Annotated in this window: 18 protein-coding genes and 2 pseudogenes; 7 read left to right on the forward strand and 13 right to left on the reverse strand. The window is 50.1% G+C overall.

Features of this window, described 5'->3' with window-relative positions; translation table 11 throughout:
- Nucleotides 1-7 precede the first annotated feature (7 nt).
- A complete protein-coding gene (locus tag ADH66_RS07890) occupies nucleotides 8-778 on the forward strand; it encodes a response regulator transcription factor (RefSeq protein ID WP_066533736.1) in 771 nt (256 codons plus the stop codon).
- Nucleotides 779-1,010: 232 nt separating this feature from the next.
- Here the strand turns inward: ADH66_RS07890 and ADH66_RS19585 are convergent.
- The 8 genes and pseudogenes from ADH66_RS19585 to ADH66_RS07935 all read right to left on the reverse strand — a co-directional run.
- Nucleotides 1,011-1,373: pseudogene (locus tag ADH66_RS19585) on the reverse strand (ParB N-terminal domain-containing protein); the annotation flags it as partial.
- A gap of 91 nt (nucleotides 1,374-1,464) precedes the next feature.
- Nucleotides 1,465-2,823, reverse strand: coding sequence for an IS1182 family transposase (locus tag ADH66_RS07900; protein WP_066533733.1), 1,359 nt, complete (start codon nucleotides 2,821-2,823; stop codon nucleotides 1,465-1,467).
- Between the two features lie 183 nt (nucleotides 2,824-3,006).
- Entirely contained in the window at nucleotides 3,007-3,777 is a 771-nt protein-coding gene (locus ADH66_RS07905; RefSeq protein ID WP_066533731.1) for a replication initiator protein A, read from the reverse strand.
- A gap of 340 nt (nucleotides 3,778-4,117) precedes the next feature.
- Nucleotides 4,118-5,830 (reverse strand): recombinase family protein, encoded by a 1,713-nt coding sequence (locus ADH66_RS07915; protein WP_236757217.1) that lies wholly within the window; start codon nucleotides 5,828-5,830, stop codon nucleotides 4,118-4,120.
- Nucleotides 5,831-6,017: 187 nt separating this feature from the next.
- Nucleotides 6,018-6,866, reverse strand: coding sequence for an Rpn family recombination-promoting nuclease/putative transposase (locus ADH66_RS07920; protein WP_066533729.1), 849 nt, complete (start codon nucleotides 6,864-6,866; stop codon nucleotides 6,018-6,020).
- Nucleotides 6,867-6,948: 82 nt separating this feature from the next.
- Complete coding sequence (locus ADH66_RS07925) at nucleotides 6,949-7,257, reverse strand: hypothetical protein (RefSeq protein WP_066533727.1); 309 nt, start codon at nucleotides 7,255-7,257, stop codon at nucleotides 6,949-6,951.
- 298 nt (nucleotides 7,258-7,555) lie between these two features.
- Nucleotides 7,556-7,855, reverse strand: coding sequence for an RNA polymerase sigma factor (locus tag ADH66_RS07930; RefSeq protein ID WP_066533725.1), 300 nt, complete (start codon nucleotides 7,853-7,855; stop codon nucleotides 7,556-7,558).
- 1,065 nt (nucleotides 7,856-8,920) lie between these two features.
- Nucleotides 8,921-10,612, reverse strand: a complete 1,692-nt coding sequence (locus ADH66_RS07935; protein ID WP_066533723.1) for an S-layer homology domain-containing protein — start codon at nucleotides 10,610-10,612, stop codon at nucleotides 8,921-8,923.
- Nucleotides 10,613-11,534: 922 nt separating this feature from the next.
- Here ADH66_RS07935 and ADH66_RS07945 point away from each other — a divergent pair.
- From ADH66_RS07945 to ADH66_RS19970, 3 genes are read left to right on the forward strand one after another with little or no spacing between them, the layout of a single operon-like run.
- Nucleotides 11,535-11,912 (forward strand): PadR family transcriptional regulator, encoded by a 378-nt coding sequence (locus tag ADH66_RS07945; protein WP_066533721.1) that lies wholly within the window; start codon nucleotides 11,535-11,537, stop codon nucleotides 11,910-11,912.
- Nucleotides 11,854-12,291, forward strand: coding sequence for a hypothetical protein (locus ADH66_RS07950; RefSeq protein ID WP_066533719.1), 438 nt, complete (start codon nucleotides 11,854-11,856; stop codon nucleotides 12,289-12,291). Before ADH66_RS07945 ends, ADH66_RS07950 begins: the two co-directional genes overlap by 59 nt.
- Nucleotides 12,292-12,316: 25 nt before the next feature.
- On the forward strand, nucleotides 12,317-12,772 hold the full coding sequence (locus ADH66_RS19970) for a hypothetical protein (protein ID WP_157130559.1): 456 nt from the start codon (nucleotides 12,317-12,319) through the stop codon (nucleotides 12,770-12,772).
- Between the two features lie 250 nt (nucleotides 12,773-13,022).
- Here ADH66_RS19970 and ADH66_RS07955 read toward each other — a convergent pair whose 3' ends face one another.
- Nucleotides 13,023-14,207, reverse strand: a complete 1,185-nt coding sequence (locus ADH66_RS07955) for a lysozyme family protein (RefSeq protein ID WP_066533717.1) — start codon at nucleotides 14,205-14,207, stop codon at nucleotides 13,023-13,025.
- A gap of 402 nt (nucleotides 14,208-14,609) precedes the next feature.
- On the opposite strand from ADH66_RS07955, the gene ADH66_RS19975 reads away from it, so the two are divergent.
- The gene (locus tag ADH66_RS19975) at nucleotides 14,610-15,119 is read left to right on the forward strand and encodes a hypothetical protein (protein ID WP_162288733.1); all 510 of its coding nucleotides are present in this window, start codon (nucleotides 14,610-14,612) and stop codon (nucleotides 15,117-15,119) included.
- On the opposite strand, the gene ADH66_RS21710 is transcribed toward ADH66_RS19975, so the two are convergent.
- The 4 genes and pseudogenes from ADH66_RS21710 to ADH66_RS07970 form a co-directional block, all read right to left on the reverse strand.
- On the reverse strand, nucleotides 15,109-15,732 hold the full coding sequence (locus ADH66_RS21710) for a DNA cytosine methyltransferase (RefSeq protein WP_407922942.1): 624 nt from the start codon (nucleotides 15,730-15,732) through the stop codon (nucleotides 15,109-15,111). The genes ADH66_RS19975 and ADH66_RS21710 overlap by 11 nt on opposite strands.
- Before the next feature lie 75 nt (nucleotides 15,733-15,807).
- Nucleotides 15,808-16,164, reverse strand: a pseudogene (locus ADH66_RS21715) (DNA cytosine methyltransferase); the annotation flags it as partial.
- Complete coding sequence (locus ADH66_RS07965; protein ID WP_157130558.1) at nucleotides 16,164-18,176, reverse strand: VirB4-like conjugal transfer ATPase, CD1110 family; 2,013 nt, start codon at nucleotides 18,174-18,176, stop codon at nucleotides 16,164-16,166. The pseudogene ADH66_RS21715 and the gene ADH66_RS07965, both read right to left, overlap by 1 nt.
- 63 nt (nucleotides 18,177-18,239) lie before the next feature.
- A complete protein-coding gene (locus ADH66_RS07970) occupies nucleotides 18,240-19,721 on the reverse strand; it encodes a DUF3801 domain-containing protein (protein ID WP_066533707.1) in 1,482 nt (493 codons plus the stop codon).
- 203 nt (nucleotides 19,722-19,924) lie between these two features.
- On the opposite strand from ADH66_RS07970, the gene ADH66_RS07975 reads away from it, so the two are divergent.
- Nucleotides 19,925-21,232, forward strand: coding sequence for an IS4 family transposase (locus tag ADH66_RS07975; protein ID WP_066533705.1), 1,308 nt, complete (start codon nucleotides 19,925-19,927; stop codon nucleotides 21,230-21,232).
- Between the two features lie 160 nt (nucleotides 21,233-21,392).
- Nucleotides 21,393-22,601, forward strand: a complete 1,209-nt coding sequence (locus tag ADH66_RS07980) for a CAP and S-layer homology domain-containing protein (protein ID WP_066533703.1) — start codon at nucleotides 21,393-21,395, stop codon at nucleotides 22,599-22,601.
- The last annotated feature ends 61 nt before the right edge of the window (nucleotides 22,602-22,662 follow it).

Consider the following 22,662-nt stretch of genomic DNA (forward strand, 5'->3'; position numbering starts at 1 on the left):
TGGTCCCATGCTGGATTTACTGCTGGTAGACGACGAGAAGGACGTGCTGGAGGCTATGGCAGGCACAATTAAGTGGGAGAATTACGGCGTGCGGCTGACGGGCACCTGCGAGAACGCCATAGAAGCTCTGCGCTTTATGGAGGTCTCGCCCCCGGACATAGTTATCACCGATGTGAAAATGCCGGTGATGGATGGGATTGAGATGATAAAGCAGGCCAAGGAGATGGGGATCAAGGCGGAATTTGTCATACTCTCCGGCTTCAGCGAGTTTGAGTTCGCCCAGAGGGCTATGAGCTTCGGCATACGGTACTACCTTCTGAAGCCCTGTGGGGAGAAGGAACTGGGGGAGGTGCTGGAGAGGGTGCAGAAGGACTGCGCAAAGCGCCCGAGGGCGGCTTTCCCTGCTCCTGACCCCGAGGCCTCCGCACCCCAAAAGAGCCAGCATTTCGTGGACGAGATTATCGAGTATGTGAACCAAAACCTGAGCGACAGCCGCCTTAGCCTGAAGTGGATAGCCAACAACCTGGTCTTCCGCAACGAGGACTATGTGGGAAAGGCCTTTGCCGCCCACACCGGCGAAAACTTCCTGACATACCTTAACCGCCGGAGGATCCAGAGGGCCAAGGAGCTGCTGGAGCCGGGGAAGGACAACAAGATATACGCCGTGGCCGAGGAGATAGGGCTTGGACATAATCCCAGGTATTTCAGCAAGCTTTTTAAGAAGTATGTCGGGTGCAGTCCGCGGGAGTATCAGGCGGGCAAGCGGCTGCAAAAATGATGAATAGTTTGCAGATGTGGGTATCGCTAAAGAGTGGACTGACTATACAGTTGCAGGCGATGAAAGGTTTAGAGAGCGTTGCAATCTTTTTTTGAAGATTGCAGCGTTTTTCTTTTGCGTGAGTTTGGCAAAACAGCTTTTTCTCCGTAGTAAGGGATAAGGGCATAAAGGATAAAAACATTCGTAGCAATCTTAGGAACAGTGGGCGAAAATCCACAATCTGAAACAGGCAGCTAAGGATGGCCTCGTCGTCCGTCATGTTGCGGACGATACAAGGCATATTTGCAAACCCGGCCAGCTCACTGGCCCGCTGGCGGCGGTGGCCCGCGATGATTTCATAGCCGCCGCCCTCCCGGGGACGCACCAGCGCGGGCTGGTGTAAGCCGTTGTCCTTGACGGACTCCACAAGCCCTTTCATTTCCGCATCGTCCCGCACCCCAAAGGGATGGTCTTTGAACGGGAACAGCTCCGAGAGGTTGAGATAGACAATCTCTTCCTTTTCGGCGTGGGTCGCGTCACGGGGCTGGGGCGGCTGTTCCGGCGCAGGAGCGGCGGGGGCCTCTTCCTTGTCCTTTACCGTGGCGGCCTTTCCACCCTTGCTTTGGGACAATTTGGAGCTGTTGACAAAGTGCCTGAAATAAAGGGACAAGGGAGATTTCAGGCAAGAAAAAAGATGCCTTTCGGCATCACACTGAGTGTTTAATCATTCTTTTGAGGTTCAAGGCCGCGGCGGAAAGGAGACAGTGGTCCTCCGCTGCCTCTAAACCTCGCCGCAGGAGACGCGTCAGGTTGTGTCCCCATTTCTGTGCGGCAAAAGTACCCTCACACCAGATCTGCCGCTGCTTCAGCGCCTCCCGGTAATCCGGCTCCCATCGCCTGGAGAAATGTTCTTGAACAACAGTCTTGAAATAACTGTCCTGGAGCTTTCTGGCGCCGGCCTTGTCCGTCTCATTCAAACATTTCTGCCGCAAAGGACAACTGCCGCAGTCTTTCTTTTCCGCCCAGTATTCCCAGAACAGCCCGCTGCCACTTCGATACAGCCGCTTGCGCCGCAGTTCTTTCCCGTTAGGGCACAAGTATACGTCCCGCTGTTCGTTATAGGTGAATGCATCCCGCTTCAGTTCAGCTTTCGTGCGGTCATGGGCGGGCTGTGGCACGACAAAGAAGTCGATGCCCAGTTCTTCCAGCGCTCGGTGTGCCAGGGGGAAGTCATAGGCGGAGTCCGCCGCGGCGGCTTGCAGCGGCACAACACTTTTATGGACGTACTCCAACTGCTCCAAATAGGGCCGTGAGTCATGGACATCCCCCGGCGTCACGGTTACAGCGGTGATGATACCGTGGTCCGGGTCGGTTGTCTGGTGAGACAGATAATAAAAACCGCTGGGCTTGCCGGGCCGCTTCATGTAGCCCGACTCCGGGTCGGTACTACTCACCTTCTTGTGGGAACGGCGCTTGTCCTTTTTCACCTGCTTTGTACGCTTCGCCCGGCGCTGCCCTGTCTGCCGTTTCAGCTCCTCCAGTCCCTCCTCCTCATAGGCGTCCAGCCGCTCCCAATAGTTCCCCACCTCTTCCAGCGCATCTACCTCCTGCTTCGAGGCCCTGGACGCGTTGGCCTTGACGTGGGTGGAATCCGTCACCGCCAGCCGTCCGCTCACCAGACCTTTTTCCACGCACTGGCGCACCACTTCCTCAAACAGCCGCCGGAACACCTTCCGAAACGCAGGCTTCCGCCGCCGCAGCTGGCTGATCGTACTGTGGTCTGGCACTCGTTCATCCAAATCTATTCCAAGATACCAACGAAACGCGTTGCTGTCCGCACACCGCACCTCGATCTGCCGCTCCGAGGGGATGCCGTACAAAAAAACCAGCAACAGGTATTTTACCATTACTACCGGGTCTATGGGCGCACGGCCATACCTCCGGCTGTACAAGTGCGCCGTCTCCTCATACACAAACGATAAATCCAGCGCCGCTTCCAATTTCCGCAGAAAATGATTTTCCGGTACCAAATCCTCTATCGTTACCATGTGATATTTTAACTGCATTTCCTCGCCCCCCCTGCTCTAATTATACCATATTTCGAGCGATTTGGGGGCACTTTGTCAACAGCTCCAAGTTGGGACGCATTAGACCTGTTTATGTAATAAGCGCAAGCATTGAAATCAAGCGCGAGCTGTGATATAATGTGGCAAATTCAGATTACTTTATCTGCAAACTTATGAACGCATCTATCTATTGCGGACTTTGGTGGTATTCCGGCGCAAAGAATCAAAAACGTACTGGATATGTGTTTCGTCCAGCCTACGGAAACGGGCCTGGACAATGCTCAGAGGAAATTCCTCCTTGCCAATGCGGACAGCGGGCTGGGTAGAAGTCAGGATATCGGTGATCAGGTCAGTAACCCCCTCCACGTCCTCCCTGCCGTATTCCTCCACAAGCTGGTTGAAACTGATATTTTCCATCACCCCTTTTCGGCAAGTCTCCCAATCCATCCCATCGGTCACTGGCTGGATAGATGGATCGGTATAGATTCTTTCAGTCTGATTCTTGTAAGTATAATTACACTCCGATTTTCCGAAGTCTGGATTTCGGGCCGGGGGAGAGGGGCGGTTATCAGTATCGGGTGTCTCCCTGGTCGTGAAGCGCTTGACGTAAATCCTGGCAGGCTTTCCCTGACCCTGCTTGACCCGCTGGATCAGGCCGATGCCTTTGCCGGTGTCCAGCTCTGCCAGCAGCTTGACCGCCTTATCGTTGCCGCAGTTCAGGGCCTCCTTTATCTCGTCCAAAGGATAGTAGATGAACACGCGGTTTTCTTCGTTGTACCAGCCGTTCCGGGCGGAAAGGCCCATACGGTCAAGCATAAGGCCATAGAGCAGCTTGGCGTCGGTGGAGACGTGCTTGAACTCCGGGACCACAATGAGCTGCCGGGGGATACGGTAAAAGCTGAATTGCTCGGATTCCCCGCCGTAAAAATAATCATAGTCAAGGCGGTCTTTCATGGGGAAAACTCCTTTCTATAATGATAGTATCTAAAAATTGGCATGAAAAAAGGGGCGTTCATAAAGTTCTGAACGCCCCTAGTGGGAATGTGCTTGTATGGCCGGGATATGCTGGCCTACGAAACACATACAACATACAAGAAAAGACTCGTTCCTTTTGAAACAAGCCTTTTCTCTCGTGTACCCTGTGGTGGAGATAAGCGGGATCGAACCGCTGACCTCTTGAATGCCATTCAAGCGCTCTCCCAAATCATGTTTTCTATGCCCCCATCGTGCAGGCGAATCATGTGCGCCCCCACGAAAAAACAGTATCTTTTCAGAAAGGAGTAATCAAAATTTTTTAAGCTGGTTTTCCGTACTTTTCCTCTATGGGCATACAGTCCAGCCCGCGAAGGAACTGTTCCACACTCAAATTTAACTGTAGCTTGAGTCGATAGCCCCGGAACACGTCCACTCGTTCAATAATATGCGAAACTATGACTTTCTTTGCCGGCATGGTTACATGGTCATAGACAGCGGACCATTCCAGAATATCATCGTACTGTTGGCCCATGTTGGCAAGGGCCGAAGTGTCGTCCTCCCATTCCCGCTGTGCCGTTAAACATGCTTTCTTTAACTCGTCGCACTTCTGTTCCTGCTCTTGAATAATGCTGTTCAAAAGCTCCGGCGCAAAAGCGCTCTCGCCCGATATCGACTTGATGATCTCGCTTTTGAGTTTCTTCAATTCGGTCTCGGCTTTCTCATATTCTTTCTTAGCGCTCTCAAAAGCGGTTTTCCGTGCGTTACAGTCCTGTGCAAACCGTTCCGCAAGAATGTCGTCCCGGCTCAGGCTGCTCACTTTGTCAAAGATGGTATGAATGATGATGTCGATTATTCCGTCCAGCTTTTCCACCGTGTAGCCGGTTTGTCCGTCACAATCCCCATGGGTACGGCTCTTTGTCTGGCAGGTGTATCTCATGCGTATCGTATCTGTCCCATCTGCTGATTTCCTGCCCTTCCCGCTGGTGGTAACACACAATCTGGCTCCACAGTGCCCGCAGAAGATATTTCCGGACAACAACGATTTTCCTCTTGTGTTCAGAGGTTTTGAACGGATTTTTTCATTGGCTCTCGAACGTGCGGCCAGCATTTCCTGTACTGTTTGAAATTCTCGCTCGTCCACAATTTTCAGCCTTTCCAGCGGTTCCGAACGGCTTTTGCCACTCCGTAAAACACCTGTATACAGGATATTCCGAAGCATACCCTGTATGGACGCCGGGTGCCAGTTTTTGCCGGAGTGATTCTTTATTCCTCGCCCATTCAGATAATTCGCTATACGCTGTGCCCCATACCCGCCCTTTGCGGCAAGCTGGAACATAATGCGGACGACCTCGGCCTCCTGCTCGCAAATAGCAAGGTCATTGACTTCCTGACGGCGTTTATTCGTTCTGCCAGTCTTTACAAAGCTGTACCCATATGGGCAGCACCCGCCGGTAAAGCAGCCCTCCTCGGTCAGAAGGCCCATGCTGTTTGCCGTGCGGATAGAGGTCTTTTCGCTTTCGCCGTCCGCCTGCCAGAATCGGATGTAGTTTGTCAGCTTGTCCGTGTGGCTGTCAAAACGCTGTTCACCCTCCTGTGTGCTCCAGACGCGGATGCCGTTGCGAACGAACCATTCCACAACAAAGGGCGTTTCGTCCGAGATTCGTCCGATACGGTCAAACATGAACACAAGGAGTATGTCAAACTTTCCCTGTTTGGCGTACTCCTTAATCTGTTGTATCTTGTCCCGGTTTTCCGCCCGGACTTTGTGCCCGGAAACACCTTCCTCCTGCAATTCGCACACGATAGTCCAATTCATGGATTCACAATACTTCCGGCAGCGTTTCCGCTGCATGGGGATGTCGGCCTCGTTGTCCTCGGTGTGGTAAAGCTGCTTATCGGTCGAGACGCGGTACAGGCACAAAACTCTGGTGCCCGGCTCAATGTAAGCTGGCATATCTTCCCGCCAGCCGGTGGCCCTGTTAAAAATGAGGGTTTCTGAAACATGGTTTGGGATAATGCTTGTATTTTTCATATTCTGTTCATCCTTTTCCTTTTACAAAATGAAAAATGACAGACCAGCAATATCCCAAGTATGAAGTTTTCAAGGTGCATATTGGGTCTCCCCAATAATATTATCTCATATTGCCAGCCTTTTGTCAAATTCCGCAAAAGAAAAGGGACTCCCGATAGGGAACCCCTTGTACAAATCTGTTTGTTGATTATTCCTGTTCGGACAGTTTTTTTACCTCGTCCAGTCCCACGTCAATCATGTCGCTGATTTCCTCAAGGCTCAGCCCTCGGGCAAGCATACGTTTGACGATTTTAATCTGCTCGTCTGTCCGGCCCTCTGCGCGACCCTTGGCTCGGCCTCTGGCTTCTCCCTGCTCAAAGGCGTCCTTGCGCTCGTCCATCATCTTCATCGCCAGCGTCATGTATTCCATCTCCCTTCCACTGTCCTCTTTGATTTCACTTACGGCCTCGTCAATCTGCTTCAGATAGACGGATTCTGAAATATCATAGGGCTCTCCTTTGTAGCTTGCCCGGACATACCGTAGAAAATCCAGCACAGCCGGGTTTCCGTTTTCCTTTGTGAAATTCGCATTGAGGATATATGCGTGGGAACCGTCCTCATAGGGGATTTCCGGCGCCCCCTTTATATGGCTTTCACGCTCATATACCGCTAACCCCGCGCCATAGTAGTCCTCCACACAAATGAAAATCACAAAGCTGTCAGACATTTTCTCATAATCTTCATTCATTTCAAGACTGTGCCGGTCAATGCCACTCAAATAATACCGTATACGCTTTTCCAGCTTGCGGTGCAGACGGGCCTGTACCTCTACATCATACTTGGTATGATTTTCATCCTCCAGATACACGTCCAATCGTATGCCGTGGGCGTCGTAGGTGTCCTTCAAGTCCTTCTGCTTGTCGATAGTCACCACCCGCTGGATCTTCTTTTCCAGCACGGCCTCCAGAAACGGCTTGATATTTTCGGGCCTGCGCATGACTTCTGAAAACATGAAGTCGTCTACAAGGCTCAAATCCTTAAAAGGCTTTATGGGCATGGGAGTCACTTCCTTTATTTTATAGTATACATGGTTTTGCTGTGTTTTGCAAGCAATACCTGTTAAAATGCAGATAATGTTCTTATGATGTATCGGTGGCTTCTTTAGTTTCGCTGCTGTTGGGCATATGGAAAGCAGCGTCTACTAAAATATCTTTTACTTTATCATATAATCTTGTATTATTTTCGGGTAAACAGGCGATAGTAACCTGGCAGCCGCCCACGCTCATATAAATAGTATGATTGGACTGGTCTACAAAAGTTACGCCTGTTGCGGGTGTTATTTTTTGCATGGCGATTCTCCTCATAAAAATTATAGGCTCATGCAGACGGCGGATGGCAGCCGCTCCATAGTTTTTATAGTTAACGTAGTCAACTATTTCCTCCGTCATTCTTATGACGGACGCCCTGCGCTGTGACGCACAGCCAGCGTAAGTATCATTGTACCCACTATACGGCTCATGGCCCGCTGCCTTGCCCTGACAACTTACTACTCGGCTTTATCGCTCCACAAAGGTATCATCGCGCGCCGAACAGCATGGCTCCCCGCATAGGGAATGTATCTGCTTTGCCCTATTCAGTTTTCAAAGAACGACGGGACAAAAGTAATGCGTCCCAAGTTGGGACGCATTACCCGGCCAGACGATTCGGCAGGAAGTTTGTCCCTCACCTATCGTCTGAAATCGGCCCTTATAGCATGGCCTTTTTGAAAAATTTTCTTAAATTTTCTTTGGCCCGCCAAAGGCTTTCTGCCACATTCTGATGGGCAACATTTTCAGATTGAGCTATTTCCTCCTGCGTTTGGCCCTCAAAGTAATACTTCAAAAGCCTCCGGCGCTGGGGTTCGGACAGGCAGGTATTGATACCCTCCAAAAGAAGATTAACAAACCGTTCTCTGTCAAGTTGGTCGTACTGTTCAAACAAAAGCTGCTCCGGGGACGGAGTTTCGCCTTGCTCGGTAGTATCTTCTATACATACAGTGTGTTTCATGTATGTACTGTTCCTGTTATCACTGACGCGGTAATCTTCGTCTGACCAGTCCTTCCACTTCTGAAATTCCTCTTCAGACGAAAAATTGTCGCGGCGTAAACGCAAAAAGGCCCCGGTCGCCGTCTTGAACACAATGGCACCGGGGTTTTTTTATTCAGGGCATAATCGCTTTTGTTGTCAAACATATATTACTGCTCCTTTGCATGGATGTTTTGCGATGTCAGATAGAACATCCATGCAAGGTGGAGCACGGGCAGCGTAAAACAGTCGAATTAGCTGTATTTGGTTAAACACATCCGCTAACAGGCATAGATAACGTAACAATTCGTTGCGCCAGCGGGTAAAAAAATAAAAGTTGTCAGGGCATAGCCTGGACAACTTTCGCAAGGGCAAAAATGGGAAAATATCCGGGGTATTCAAGTAGTGGGGGTTAAAAAAAGGCAAACCGAACAAGCCACAAGGCTTTGGTTTGCCTTTATAGATTAACAGTCGATTTTTCTGCAAGGCGGAGGGCAAATCATCTCATTCTTTCAATAGGATATGTTTAACTCCTGTCTTGCATTTTATTATACCATTTATATCATGCTTCCTGCTCTCTTGTAGTACTTTTGTCAACAGTGTCCTTGATGAAACGCATTGTTGTCATATCCGAAAGAAGTGCGCCCCAAATTAGGGCGCACTTCAATAATGGATGATTTTCCCTAACAGTCTTATAGGCGAAAACTGTGATTATTTCGCTTATTATACTAGGAGCGAAAGGAAGAGTATAGACAATCATTTGCAAGGCATAATACAGCTGTAATACATTTTCACAGGAAATCCAAACGGTAATCTCTGCAACAAGTAGAATGCAAGAGCAAGCAACTAAAATAATTCATTTTTCTTTTCCGGTCATATGAAAGAAAAAGTGAACTAAATAATCACACCTACCAAAAAAGTTAATGAAGAAACAACATTAAGTTGCAAATGAAAACGCTTTATCAGTAAGTAAGCATAATCACGCCAGAAATATCGCTTTGCCTAATCAAAACCATGTAATTTCCGTGCCCAGTCTTAGAAATTCCATTATCCGAATTTATTGTAATACTTATTTATCATAACACATAATTCAGCTCTCGTAGTGGTTGACTTTGGATTCAGTTTTCCATTGTTCCCAGAGACAATTTTATTACCAATAGCCCATTTCATGGCAGTTTTTGCATAAGTACTTACATCATTGCCATCGGTGAATTTATTTAGATCTCCAGAAGCAGTTAAGTTTTTCCCTTTATATTTCGCATAATTATATAACATAAGGACAAATTGTTCTTTGGTTACATTCTGGTTAGGACTGTATGTCGTGCTGCTCGTACCGCTGACAATTTTGTGGTTCTTGCCCCAAGTAACTGCCTTGGCAAAGTAGTCGTTGCTTTTCACATCTGTAAAGCCCGAACTGGTTCCTTCATTGGGTTGTCCCGCCATTCTGTAAATCACGGTAATTGCCATGGCACGATTACACGATGCCTCGGGGCTGAACTTGTATTCTCCCGTACCACTCATGAAATTTTTCCCGTAAGCCCACCTAATATTATCTTTAGCCCAGTGTTCTATAATATCAAAGAAATGGTAATACCCATAATTGCTGATACCTTCATTTACCAGATTAGGATTACTGAGAGGATAGCCATCTTCAATTCGTCTAATTTGGTACTCACATCTATCTAAATAGGTATTATAGACTTTGTAGTACGAAGTGATACGACGAGTAGTAAAGTAAGGATTATTTCCAGCAGAATTAACTCTGACCTTATAGTCCCCATCAAGATTGTAAATGTTTACTTGCACAGAAGTAGCGTAGTTAAAGACTTCTGTCGTTACGACTGACCCGATCCCAAGCAGGACAGAAATCTTTGACGGATCCAAAAACAGACCAATTGCCGAAATAACCGTCCCAACTGCCGTTCCGGGTGAAATTTTGTATGGTTCACGTGCTGTACCCATGTGTTTGAAGCTGGAAATTCGTCGATACAATGTCCCAGTATATAGTTGAGAGCCATCGTAGGATATGCTATTTGAGCCCAATTTAAAATAGTCGAGATCGCCGCTAAACTGTGACTTGGACAGGCCATCATTTGTAGGAGGCTCATCCTCCATGGGACTCTTTGAAGCTGCATAAGTACTTGCGGCCGCACTTTGACTGATTATCATCCCGGTATTAGACGGAATGTCTAAAACTTCTGAAGAAACTGGCTTATGTACAGTGATATATGTAAAGCCGTTTTCCTCTTTAATTTCTTGTGTCTCCCCATCGATCTTCTGAAACGAACTTTCCGGATTGACCTGTACGAGCGTTTCATCAGGCGATGTTAGCTCTATATCATAAAGCTCCGTATAGATAAGATTTGAATACCGGTCTCCCAGGGCTTTCTGACGTAACACCCCATTCCTGTAAAGTTTTGTTATTCTACTTTGTTCGTCCATGGCCGTAAGGATTGTATAAACATTTCCTTCGCCTTCATAGATCATAGCTTCTGCTGGATCAAGGGCAACAGTAGGCTCTTGTGGGATTTTGTAACCCAAAATTTCTTTCACAGACTCTGTTTCCAACTCCTCTGTTACCTCTCCCGACAATTCCAAGTCGCTCTGATTGATCTCCTCAAACTCTGATAACTGAAAATTCTCATTTGCGCCGAAGGAATTGGGAGAAATTGCAAATCCAGTAATATTCGTGCTCACAAAAATTGCTAAGACAAGTACTAGAGCAACAAGTTTTTTCATAAAACATCTCTCCTATCGGTTATTTTTCTATTTCATTTTCATGGGTCTTTCGATCTAAGGATACCTTTTTTTGCTGTTCCTGCCGTTTCACTCTTGCGTTTCTCATTTCACAAAAATCCTTCACGCAATAACAAACGGAAATCAGAAAAACAAAAATGAGAAGAGAAGTGCTATAGAACAGCCTCACTCTGGATATGAAAAAGCAATCAACTAGAACGCACGCCATTAAAAATGCGCATAAAAGCCAGTGCTTGCCATTTTGGGATAACATACCATCCCCCCTTTCTATATTGATATAAACACAGTTGGAACTCAGAAGAATCTTAATCCCCCTTGTATAATGATGTGGTAGTGATTAAGTCTCACTCCTAGGACTGAATGTTCTGCACTTATTTATAAGGATGCCAGTGGTTGGTGGATCGTAGAGAACGAACTATTTCTTGTAAAGATCCTTCGTTTAATTCACCCATTACAAGTGCTGCTTCTCATGACTTACTCAAGAAGACAGTATTTTCTTTTGCGGCTAAAGCGAAAACCAGAGATTGTGGTTTCACTTGATTCACGGTGACAATATTGTTTTTTCTTGTTCAACCGTTCCGGCAAAGAAATTGATTGTCTCATTTGTCCATATTCACTATTGTCAAGCTTTAGCAACTTATCAAACCATCTGTTCCCCCTCCAATAAGCCGAATTTATTTCAAACATAATTGTAACAGTAGGTTCTCACCTCCAAAACCAATCCCACAAAAAAACGCAATAAGCATGGAAATAATTATAGCAAATTTTGCAATGCTGCTTTTTACACCACAATAATATCGCGATTTAGTCTTATTGTCAATATAATTTTACTTATTTTATATAGGTATTTACAAATAGCCTCGATTATGCTATAATAATATTTAGAAAGACGGAGTGTGGCAAAATGGCAATCGATACTTTTAAAAAAGGCTCTATTGAAATGTTGACCCTGCTTATTATGCGAGAAACGGACATTTATGGGTATCAGCTTGTCCACTTGCTAAAGGAACGGAGCAAGGGGATCATTACGGTCCAGGAAGGCTCTCTCTATCCGCTACTTTACCGTATGGTAGATGCTGGCTATATTTCCGGCCGGGATGAAACCGTAGAAACAAAGTTTGGTCGTAGGCGCACCCGGGTGGTATACTATATGGAACCCAAAGGGATTTTGCGGCTGGAACAGTTAGAAAAGGAGTATTATGAAGTACAGGAGGGAATAGAAAATGTATTCCGATACAGCCAAGAACATAGATCCGAATCTTCCGGATGGACTGGGGGCTGAAGCAAGGCGCTACCTGCAAGCAATCAAGCATGAGTTACATTGCCCAAGAGCTCGCAAGGCCCTTTTTTTGGAGCAGATGCAGGAAAGCGTCGCACAATACTTTTCTGAAAATCCTGCTGCTACCATGAGTGACCTAACAGCAAAATTTGGTACACCTGATGAAATTGCAAAAAGCTTCCTTGAAGAAGCTGATCCGGTAGTATTAGGTAAGTCACTTCGGTATGGCCGGAGGATATTTGGGGCGGTTTTGGCGGTTATAGCGCTATTAGCTGTGGTGTTTTCCATAATATTTTTTGTCGATTATCTGGAAAATGAGGGGTACCGACGAGGCCATTATGTTGAAACAGTCGGTGAAATACCTGCTACAACATTAAATTAAACTGTAATAGGGGTTGACTAATTCTATGAAAAAGATTATATCTCTTGGACTTGTTTTTTTGCTTGCGTTTGTGTGCTTTACGTTTCCCGCTTCTGCTCAAGAAGTAGTGTCTATCAACACATCAACTTCCATTGAGACATTTACTGATGGAAGTTACTTTATTATTGAAACGGGATCTTATCCAACTTCCGCGAGAGCTTCAACGAAAAACGGTTATAAAACTGCTACTTATTACACTTCGAGTAATGTCGCTGTTTGGGCCGTGACTGTAAATGGATCATTTTCCTATAACGGAACTACTTCAACTGCAACATCGGCCTCATGCTCCATAACTCGGTATGATTCCAACACATCTACTATAAGCAAGAACGCTTATACCAGCGGCTCTTCTGCAGTCGGCACTGCAACAGTAAAGTATAAAAGAATTTATACAGATAAAACTGTAACCCTAACCTGCGACAGAAACGGAAATCTTTCCTGACTGCATATATGCTCATAGGATAGGACCGGCATATAGTGGAGCACCCGCCAACCGCATATTTTACAAAAGAGCCGTGAGGTATTCACGGCTCTTTTCCCATTATTCGCCTACACTGTACTTCTCTGAGAATAAGAACAGGTCACTAGCCGGGTCTAGCACTTTTGAAAGTTTCCGTGAAGTCTGGACAGTATAGTTTCCCTGTTTCAAATAGCTGTAGGTGGAAATGCTTATGTCCTGAAGCCTTTACGCATCAATCTCTATACTGCGGCCAGGCCATTTCCGCATAATTCATGCCGTTCTCGCCCGCGCTGCCATGATAGTACAGAGCCAGATGCAGGTGAGGCCCGGTAGAATTGCCCGTACTGCCTATATACCCCACAAGCTGGCCCTGCCGTACCGGCGTGCCCGGCACTACCGCCAGCCGTGACAAATGGGCATAAACGGACTGCCAGCCGTCCGTGTGATCCACCACCACGCAGTTGCCAAAGGACCACATATTGTCTACGCCATGGGCAGGCGTCCATCCGTCCTGTATGTACCGTACAGTACCGGGAGCGCAGGCATAGACCGGCTCTCCGTAGCAGTTTGCAAAAGAAATATCTATCCCGTTGTGGCCGGGGTATGTGTCCCAGGTATGGCCGGGAAAGGGAAAAGCGAAACGCCCCTCTGCAATGGCGCTGGCTCCGTCCAGCGGGTTTGCGGCCAGGGGGTAATAGCGGAGAACATGTTCCACATAGTCCATGTCACCGTACCCACTCCACCCATGGGCCGCCGCCTGCTGGATGGAGAACTCCCGGGCGTTTTCTTTGGAGTAACCGCCCCGGGCCAGCGCCCAGCTTATGTAGCCGTTGCCGAAATTGTAGCCCTGCAAGGCCAGGCTGATGTGCGGGATATCGCCGGGGCCGGTGGCCCCCGCAAGCCGCAGGTTGTCTGCGATTATGCTTGTCCCGAAGTCAATGGATTTTTCCGGGTCAACCGGCGTGCCCACCGGCAGGCCCATACCCTCGGCACACTGCATAACATCACCGCCCACCAGCTCCACGCTGCCGCCGGATTCCTGCATCATCACAGCTTTTATCAAATCCACATATTCCGGGATTCCGTGCTGTGTGGCATAAATGCGGATAATAGGGTCGAAGGCTTCCACCTCCGCGCTGACCGGGGTATAGCTGCCACTGCCCGGAGAGCTCCCGAACGCAGACAGAGCACCGCCCAGGAGGATAACTGCCAGCAGGACGAAAAATCCAGCGCCGCCAATCAGCCCAATGACAGCACTCATCAGAGAGCGAGCTACCTTAACAGTGACAGCGGCAGCTTTCTTTGTGACAGTTCCCGCAGCCTTTACGGCGCAGCTTGTTTGCTTTACTAACTGTTTTTGGCTGTGGAGTTTCATCCTGCGGGCGGCACGTTCCATCAGGGCCTTGCCAGCGGACATGCGGGGGCTCGTGAATCTGCCTGTCCTGATAGAATTTGCGGATTTAGTGGGAAAGTGCGGTTTGCTGGCGCCTGCCCTGCCTGTTTTGATGGGTTCTGCCATAGCCTTAACGGATTCCTCCGGGCGGCGGGATTTAATGGCGGAAGGGCCGCGCACAGGCTTCTCCTTGGGAGAGATATTCTCAGAAAAGCGCTCTCTGACCGCCGAACGGCCAGCCTCCCCCTTGGTCGGCTGGCTGGATTGATAGATTGATGGATGGGTTTGCGTGCCGCTGCTTTTTGTGGATAAAGACGGGAACGATACTTTCCCTTTCAAAGCAGTTTCACCAGAAGGAGCAGGCCGCGCGGAAATGGAATAAGGGATTTCAAGTATCTGGTCGGAAGTCGCAGGCTCAATCCCTGTATGTATCTGTACCCTGTCATTCATAGGCGGCGTAAGAATCTCTTGCTGTGCCCCGGCTTCGGCAATTCCCTGTTCCCGGCGAACCGAATCCGCCGCCTGTGCTTTTTTCTCAGCGGCTTGCGCCCTGCGTTCCTTAATAAAATTCTGCCGCTTCTGGATAGCGATTTTCGCCTTTTGCGTGCCAGCTTTCACGGAACCGATAAATTTATCAACACCATATTCAACCGCCTGCCCAGTGCGGTCAACGGCATGGTTACTGTTCAGGGTTTCTCGCTGGTCTATATTTTCACCTTTCACAGCTTCGCCGATTTTCCTTGTGAATGTATCCCGGCCCAGTTTCAAAGCGCGTTTTTTTGGCAAAATATTATCTGCCTTTCTGGGCTGGATTTTGGGTTTCCCTTTTATAGCGGAAACCGCGCTTTTTTCTCTTATTACCCGAATAAAAACACCTCCAAAATACAGAAAGAAATGCGTCCCAAGTTGGGACGCATTTCCAGCCTTAGTCTATAGTTTCTCGTATGCCCGCCATGATGTAACAGGCGCAGGGCAGGGCAATGGAGTTGCCCAAAGCCCTCTGTCTTTGCGTGGGGCTTATTCTTTCACCGGTTACACCGAACTCTGTCCAGCCGTCCGGCAGGCCCATAAGCCGTTCGGTCTCCCTCTCGGTCAGACAGCGGATACAGCCGCCTGCCTGGTCGTCCTCGTACCAAAAGGCAAAGGGCGCGGCCCTGCTGGACAGGATGGTGGTGTATGGGTCTCCTTCCCGCCCAAAGCTGCCAATAAACTGCGCGTGATTCTGCTTGACTGCCGCGGCCCTCATCCTGTACATCTGAAAGGGCCGGACCTGGGGTATACGCCCCCCTGTTTCAATAAAAGGGCCTCTATTTCCCTGGGCGGCGGGATTCCCACCTTTGCCGCCAGCGACAGTAATGTGCTGCACTGTCCGGGGCTTAAACAGTATTTCGGCAGCACGCCGCCCTCTAAAATCCGCCACCAGGAAAATCCTCTGCCTTCGGGCCAGCCGGGGGCTTGCCCAATATTGGGCGTCCATGAGCCGCCAGGCAAGGTCAATCCCGGCCCCTCTAACCATTCCGGCGTTGGCCCAGCGTCCAGAAGCAGGCATTGGAACCGCGCGCCCTGTGAAAGCTGCAAGCACGGCTCCATAATCAGCCCGGTTTCCTGATACAAGACTTCCCATAACGTTTTCCCAAACAGCGATTGTTGGAAATATATTTCCAGTAGCATCCCTCATTTCCTTTATGATTCGTATAGCTTGAAAAAACAGGCTTGATTTCACCCCGCCCAGACCTTGGCGGTCCCCGATTCGTGAAAGATTTTGGCAGGGTGAGCCAAAAGTAATAATATCAACAGGGGGAACCTTCCCACCGTTGAGCCGGGTAATATCCCCCAAGTGAAGCATACCGGGGAAATGGCGCTTTGTGACGGAGACCGGCGCTTTCATGATCTCGCTGGCCCAGACAGGCTCAATGCCGTTAAGCCTTGCCGCCAGTGGGAATACGCTGATGCCATCAAAGAGACTGCCCAAGGTCAGCACTAGGATTCCCCCGGCGTCGTGGACATGAGCCTGTACAGTTCCGTGTCCCTGGGGATGGTATTGACAAAGGGCACCAGCGCGCCGCCCATGCGGAGTAGGCCATGCCCGGCCTCGGCATTTTCGATGTAACCCATCTGCGTGTCGGACAGATGAAGAAGCTGGGCAAGCTCAACCCGGTCGGTAGCCGCCTGATTGAACAACAGCAGAAATTCAGAGTTTGCAAACATGAGCCGGGCTGTTTCCGAACGCAGACATTCCTCCACGTTCTGGGTCGCGGCTGTCAGCGGCGCTCCGTATTTGCGCCAGCGTTTCCACGCCCGGTAGAGGACTTCCGCCGAATAGTGGTACTTGAAATACAGATAGATTTCATCAATGAAAACCCAGGTGTATTTCCCTTTCTTGCGGTTGGCGGCAACCCGGTTTTGTATGGCCTCCAGCGTAACCACCAGCGCTGTGGGCCGCAGGCTTTCTCCCATTTCATAGAGGTCGATAGCCACCAGCCGGTTGTCCATGTTCACATTTGTTTCGTGGGCAAACACATTGAGACTGCCCTCGGTGATGAGCTCGGCGGCAAGGGCAATTTCCCGGGCCTCCGGCTCGGTCTGTTTCAGCACTTCGGCACGCCAATCCGTGAGTAAAGGGGCAGGAAGCTTGCCCTTGGATTTCAAAAAGGGCCTGTACACATTAGCGGTACAGCGGTCTATGATAGACTTGTGGCTGCCTGTGATCCTCCCGGAACCCATCTGCTGCTCCAGAATACTGGTGATAACCTCGGATTTCAGGGCTACGGGGTTTTCGTCCTCGCCGTAACCCTCGGCCATGTCCAGAGGGGAAATGTGGTGGGGGCTGTGGGGCGATATTTCCACCACTTCGCCGCCCAGGGCACGGACCAGCGGGCCGTATTCGCGCTCGGCGTCGATGATAATGATATCGTCATTCGTACCCAGCGCGACATTTGTTATTGTTGACTTCATAGCCATGGATTTGCCCGAACCGGACACGCCCAGATAAAAACCGTGTGGGGATATGAGCCGTTTGCGGTCACAGATAAGCAGGTTTTTTGACACGGCATTTACCCCATAGTACATTCCGCCTGGGTCCTGTATCTCCTGTGCCCGGAAGGGCATAAGCACAGCGGCGCTTTCCGTGGTCAGGGTCCGGAGTGCCTTTACCCGGCGCAGGCCATAGGGCAGCACTGTATTCAATCCATCCTCCTGCTGATACCGCAAAATGGAAAACTGGCAGAGGTGCTCCCGGCCTATGGCAAGCAGCGTTTCCGTGTCCGCGTCAAGCTGCTCCAGAGAGTCGGCAACGTGGGCCAATGTCACTACCGCGAACATCATCCGCTGGTCGCGCACGGTAAGGTCGTCGAGAAATTCCTTCGTTTCTGCCCGAAGCTGCTCCAGTTCATAGGGCACGGACGCGGTAAAATTGTTCTTGGAGTTCTGCCGCTGCTGCCAGCGGGTAATGTCCGATTCCACGCCCAAAATGCGCTGCTGGATTTCTTTCACCGCTTCGTCAGTGGGAACCGGCAGGATGTCAATGGCAATCACCAGATTCCGGGCGAAGTCCGACAGGTCGGCAATCATTTCATCTTTGATGTAACTGGCGTACTCCTTCAGAAAGAGCACCCGGCCAAACTTGCCGCCCATCTCAAAATGGCCCGCCTTGAATTGCAGACCGTCCGGGCAGATAAGGTCTTTGTAGTCCAGCCCATGGCGGATGGCGGCAGCCTGGTCGAAGGTGAAATATTGCTCCTCTCCCGGACGGAAAAAGTCGTGGAGAAGGCGCAGACGCTCATAGTTAGAAATGGCTCTTGCGCCAGAATCCAGCCGCCCAAAATTCTTGCTCAGGTTCCCGTCTACCCGGCGGAAATAAGCGCGGGTATCTTCGATTTTCCGCTGGGCGATAGACAGGGTGATATACTTCTCCTGCACAAGATCGTTGCTTTCGGCGGCCTTGCCAATAAGAATATCGTTGTACTCCTGTCTGCCTGACGCTGGGCCTTCCATTCCTGGTCGTTCTGTGTCTTGCGCGATACGATATCTGCTAAATTTGCCATTAGAAACACTCCTTTATCTTATATGTTCTTTTACTTTGACAGGCCCGGACCTCATGCTGTCGCTGGCGGCGCGCAGGGCTTCCAGGCGGTTTTTCACAGACGGTTTATCCGTCGATTTCTCCGTCGTCTGTTTCAAGCCATTCCCGCGCCCGGGCAAGGATCGTTCTTGTGGAACGCGGGGGATGGCTTTTTTTGCGGCAGGCTCCTCCTTAACCTCTTTTGCCGGGATGGGATAGCCCATAGCCTGAAAAACCGCGTTGAGCTTGGCGGCATTGGCCTCGTTGGATACCACGTTCAACATGGGGCTGCTGTCGCCTTTCTTTCGCGGGATAAAATACAGCAGGCCGAAGGAACGGGCCAGCTTTTGAAGCCTGTCTCCATACACCTGTGTAACGCGGATGCCCTTGGGCGGTTCAACCGCAGTAGCTTTCCCCGGGCCAGCGGCAGGGGCCTCTGCCTTTTTATCACCAGCGGCAGGGGCGGCCTTGGTATCAGCGAGCTTCGCCGGGTTCTCGGGCTTTTTATCGCTGGCGGCAGGGTCGGCCTTACTATCGGCGGGTTTCGCCAGGTCCTCTGGCTTTTTATCACCAGCGGCAGGGGCGGCCTTAGTATCAGCGGGCTTCGCGGGAACCTCTGGCTTTTTATCACCAGCGGTAGGCGCGGCCTTGGTATCAGCGGGCTTTGCCGGGTTCTCTGGCTTTTTATCACCAGCGGTAGGCGCGGCCTTGGTATCAGCGGGCCTTGCCGGGTTCTCGGGCTTTTTATCACCAGCGGTAGGGGCGGTCTTGGTATCAGCAGGCTTTGCCGGGACCTCGGGCTTTTTGTCACCAGCGGCAGGTGCGGCCTTGGTATCAGCGGGCTTTGCCGGGACCTCGGGCTTTTTATCACCAGTGGTAGGCGCGGCCTTGGTATCAGCGGGCTTTGCCGGGGTCTCGGGCTTTTTATCACCAGTGGTAGGCGCGGCCTTGGTATCAGCGGGCCTTGCCGGGACCTCGGGCTTTTTGTCACCAGCGGCAGGGGTGGTCTTGGTATCAGCGGGCTTTGCCGGGCCCTCGGGCTTTTTGTCACCAGCGGCAGGGGTGGTCTTGGTATCAGCGGGCTTTGCCGGGCCCTCTGCCTTTTTATCACCAGTGGCAGGGGTGCCCTTGGTATCACCGGGCTTTGCGGGAACCTCGGGCTTCTTATCACCAGTGGCAGGGGCGGCCTTAGTATCAGCGGGCTTTACCGGGGCTTCCGGCTTTTTATCACCAGCGGCAGGCGCGGCCTTGGTATCAGCGGGCCTTGCCGGGTTCTCGGGCTTTTTATCACCATCGGCAGCGGCGGCCTTAGTATCGGCGGGTTTCGCCGGGGTTTCCGGCTTCTTATCACCAGCGGCAGGCGTGGCCTTGGTATCAGCGGGCCTTGCCGGGGTCTCGGGCTTTTTGTCATTGGTGGCAGACACGGTTCTGGTATCAGTGGATTTTGTAGTATTTTCTATCTTTCTATTTTCGGGCATTAAATTCCTCCTTTTAATGCGTCCCAATTTGGGACAGATTATGATATCAGGAAACAGGGCCGGAAATGCGTCCCAGCTTGGGCAATGCCATTAAGTTAAGCATTTTGTAAAAAGATAAAGAAATCGGCAAAAAGCCCTTGACAAAATAAGAAAAATATGCGGCGAAGCCCCTTGAAAAATAAAAACTTCAAGGGGCTTATAAAATGAAACAAACCGCAAAAAACTTACGAAAAAAGCTGCTGTCTCAGGTAAGGAAAATGGGAAAGAATCCCCAAATTTACGCCAGCCGGCCAGGACGGGATTTCACCCGCCGCAGGGCGCTGGATTTTGAAAAAATCCTTCTCCTGCTGCTTACCATGAGCTGTGAAAGCGTGGGCAAAAATCTCATGAAAGCTTTCCGTTTTCAAGAAAAAACACCCTCTGCCTCCGCTTTTGTGCAGCAGCGGAAAAAGCTTTTGCCTAAAGCCTTGGAGGACTTATTTCACAGCTTTTCAAATTCACTTACCCCCGAAAAGAAGTACCGGGGATATCGGCTGCTGGCAGTGGATGGAATGTCCTTGAAATCATCAGCATACCCTGCAGATTTGCTTTCTTATCTGCCCGGAACAGACCGCCAGCACGGTTGGAACAAGCACCTGATAAACGCTCTTTTTGACTTGGAAAACGGCATTTATACAGACTTAATTGTCCAAAAGGAACACGAGAAAAATGAAGGCAAAGCTCTGTGTGAAATGACAGACCGTTCGCGGATTTCAGAGCCGGTTATCCTTTTAGCCGACCGGAACTATGCGTCCCTGAACAACTTGGCGCATCTGGAAAACCGGGGCTGGAAATATGTCCTCCGCCTGAAGGAAAGGGATTCGGTTTTTGGTGTAAAGCTTCCTTGTTTTCCCGAATTTGATATACCCGCAAGCCTCACTTTGGGGCGCCTCACAAAACGAAAACTGGAAACAAGAAATATCCCTGTTCCGGCAGATTTTTATAAGCTTACAAGTCAGCGTGTTTTCGATTTCCTGCCTGCAGAAAGCGTTGGCTTTTACCGGCTTTCTTTCCGTATCGTACGCGTAAATTTCTGCAATGGAAAAACGGAAACCTTCCTGACAAATCTGAATAAAAATCAATTTCCGCCCGAAACTTTGAAAGCTCTTTACGCCAAACGCTGGGGCATCGAAACATCTTTCCGCAGCCTGAAATATTCAGTGGCGCTCATTCATCTCCACTCCAAAATTCCAGAACTTATTTTACAGGAGGTTTTTGCTGCTTTCCTGATTTTTAACTTTGCACAGGCAGCAGCCTGGAACGTGGAGCTTTCCTGCCACAAGACAAAACAAAAGCAGCGCCTCAATTTTTCCGATGCTGTCTTTGCCTGCTGTGCTTTCTTACGGAAACCTTTTCGAGAACTGGAAGGGTTGCTTTACAGGAAACGCTTTCCAGTAAGGCGGGGACGGGCTTTCCAGAGACCTGTTTCCTCGGGTAATCGGATTTCTTGGTTTTATCTCCCGGCACGATAGCCGGGATCTTTGGCGGCGCTTAACTTAATGGCATTGCCCAGCTTGGGACACATTTCCATGCCATATTCCCCTAGGTTTTTTACAGAAATTTGCAATTTCTCACAAGGCGTGCTATACTTACATTGTAGAAATTCACCAAATATTGAAAGGGGTTTTCTCTATGAAAAAACAGATTTCCATAATGTTAGCCGCCCTGCTCCTTACCGCCTCCCTCACTATCCCGGCCAGCACCAAAAGCGTCTCGGATTTCACGGACGTTTCCCCAAAAGCGTGGTACTACGGCGCCGTGGAGTATGCCGCAAACGCCGGGCTTTTCAGCGGCACATCGGCCACACAGTTCAGCCCCAACAGTACCATGACGCGGGGCATGTTCATCACCGTGCTGGGCCGTTTGCATGGGGTGGAAGCCACCTATGGCCGGTTTGATTATTACAATTTCAATGACGTCTATCAAGGGGAATACTTCTATCCCTTTGCGGTATGGGCCAGGGACAACGGTATCGCGGACGGCGATTTCTTCTATCCCAACAAGCCCATCGCCCGGGAAGATATGGCGGTGTTTTTCTACCGCTATTTCCAGAAGTTCGGCTTCCCCCTGACGGAGCGCGAATCCAAGTACGCCTCTTTTTCGGACTGCGCAAAGGTATCGCCCGGAGCGCAGGACGCCATGAAATGGGCGACTGCCTACGGCATACTCAACGGTTCCGGCGGCAGGCTTGACCCTTTGAGTTCAGCGACCCGGGCGCAGGTGGCGCAGATATTCCTCAATTTCAGCAGGCTAAAGAGTTTTGAAAAGCCAGCCGAGAATCCTTCCCCTACGCCCACGCCCACCCCCGGCGAGGACCCGCCGTGGTACAACTACAATCCAACCTATGAAAAACCCACGGGCAGGTCGGCGGCAGACTCAAACGGCGGCTATTTCGATTATGACCTTGCAAACGAGGTTATGGAGCAGATAAACGAGCTTCGGAAAAGCAAGGGCCTGAACGAATTGTTATTCCACCCCCTTGTAAGAGACTGGGCGGATATCCGTGCCAAAGAGAGCGTTATCCGTTTTGAGCATGTCCGGCCCAACGGCGAAGTCTGCCTTACCGTCGGCGAGGGCCTGAACGTGGAGAACATCTACAAGGGCATCGGCTACCCCGCCTATATCCGGGACGATACCCGGAAGATGGCAAAAGCCATTGTGGACGCCTGGTACAATTCCACCGGCCACCGGCAGAATATGCTCCATGATTCTATGGACGTGGCAGCGGTCTCCTGTTATGTGGTGGGTAACAATGTCTACGCCGAACACCTGTTCAGCAAGCAGCCGTTGTACTTTTTCGACCATACCATCTATGACATATACGGATGGCCCCGGCAATGAACAAACATAAACATATATAATGTAGGGAAAGCTCCCGGCTGTATAGCCGGGGGCTTTCTCC

It is taken from the genome of Acutalibacter muris, from assembly GCF_002201475.1.
Taxonomy (GTDB): domain Bacteria; phylum Bacillota; class Clostridia; order Oscillospirales; family Acutalibacteraceae; genus Acutalibacter; species Acutalibacter muris.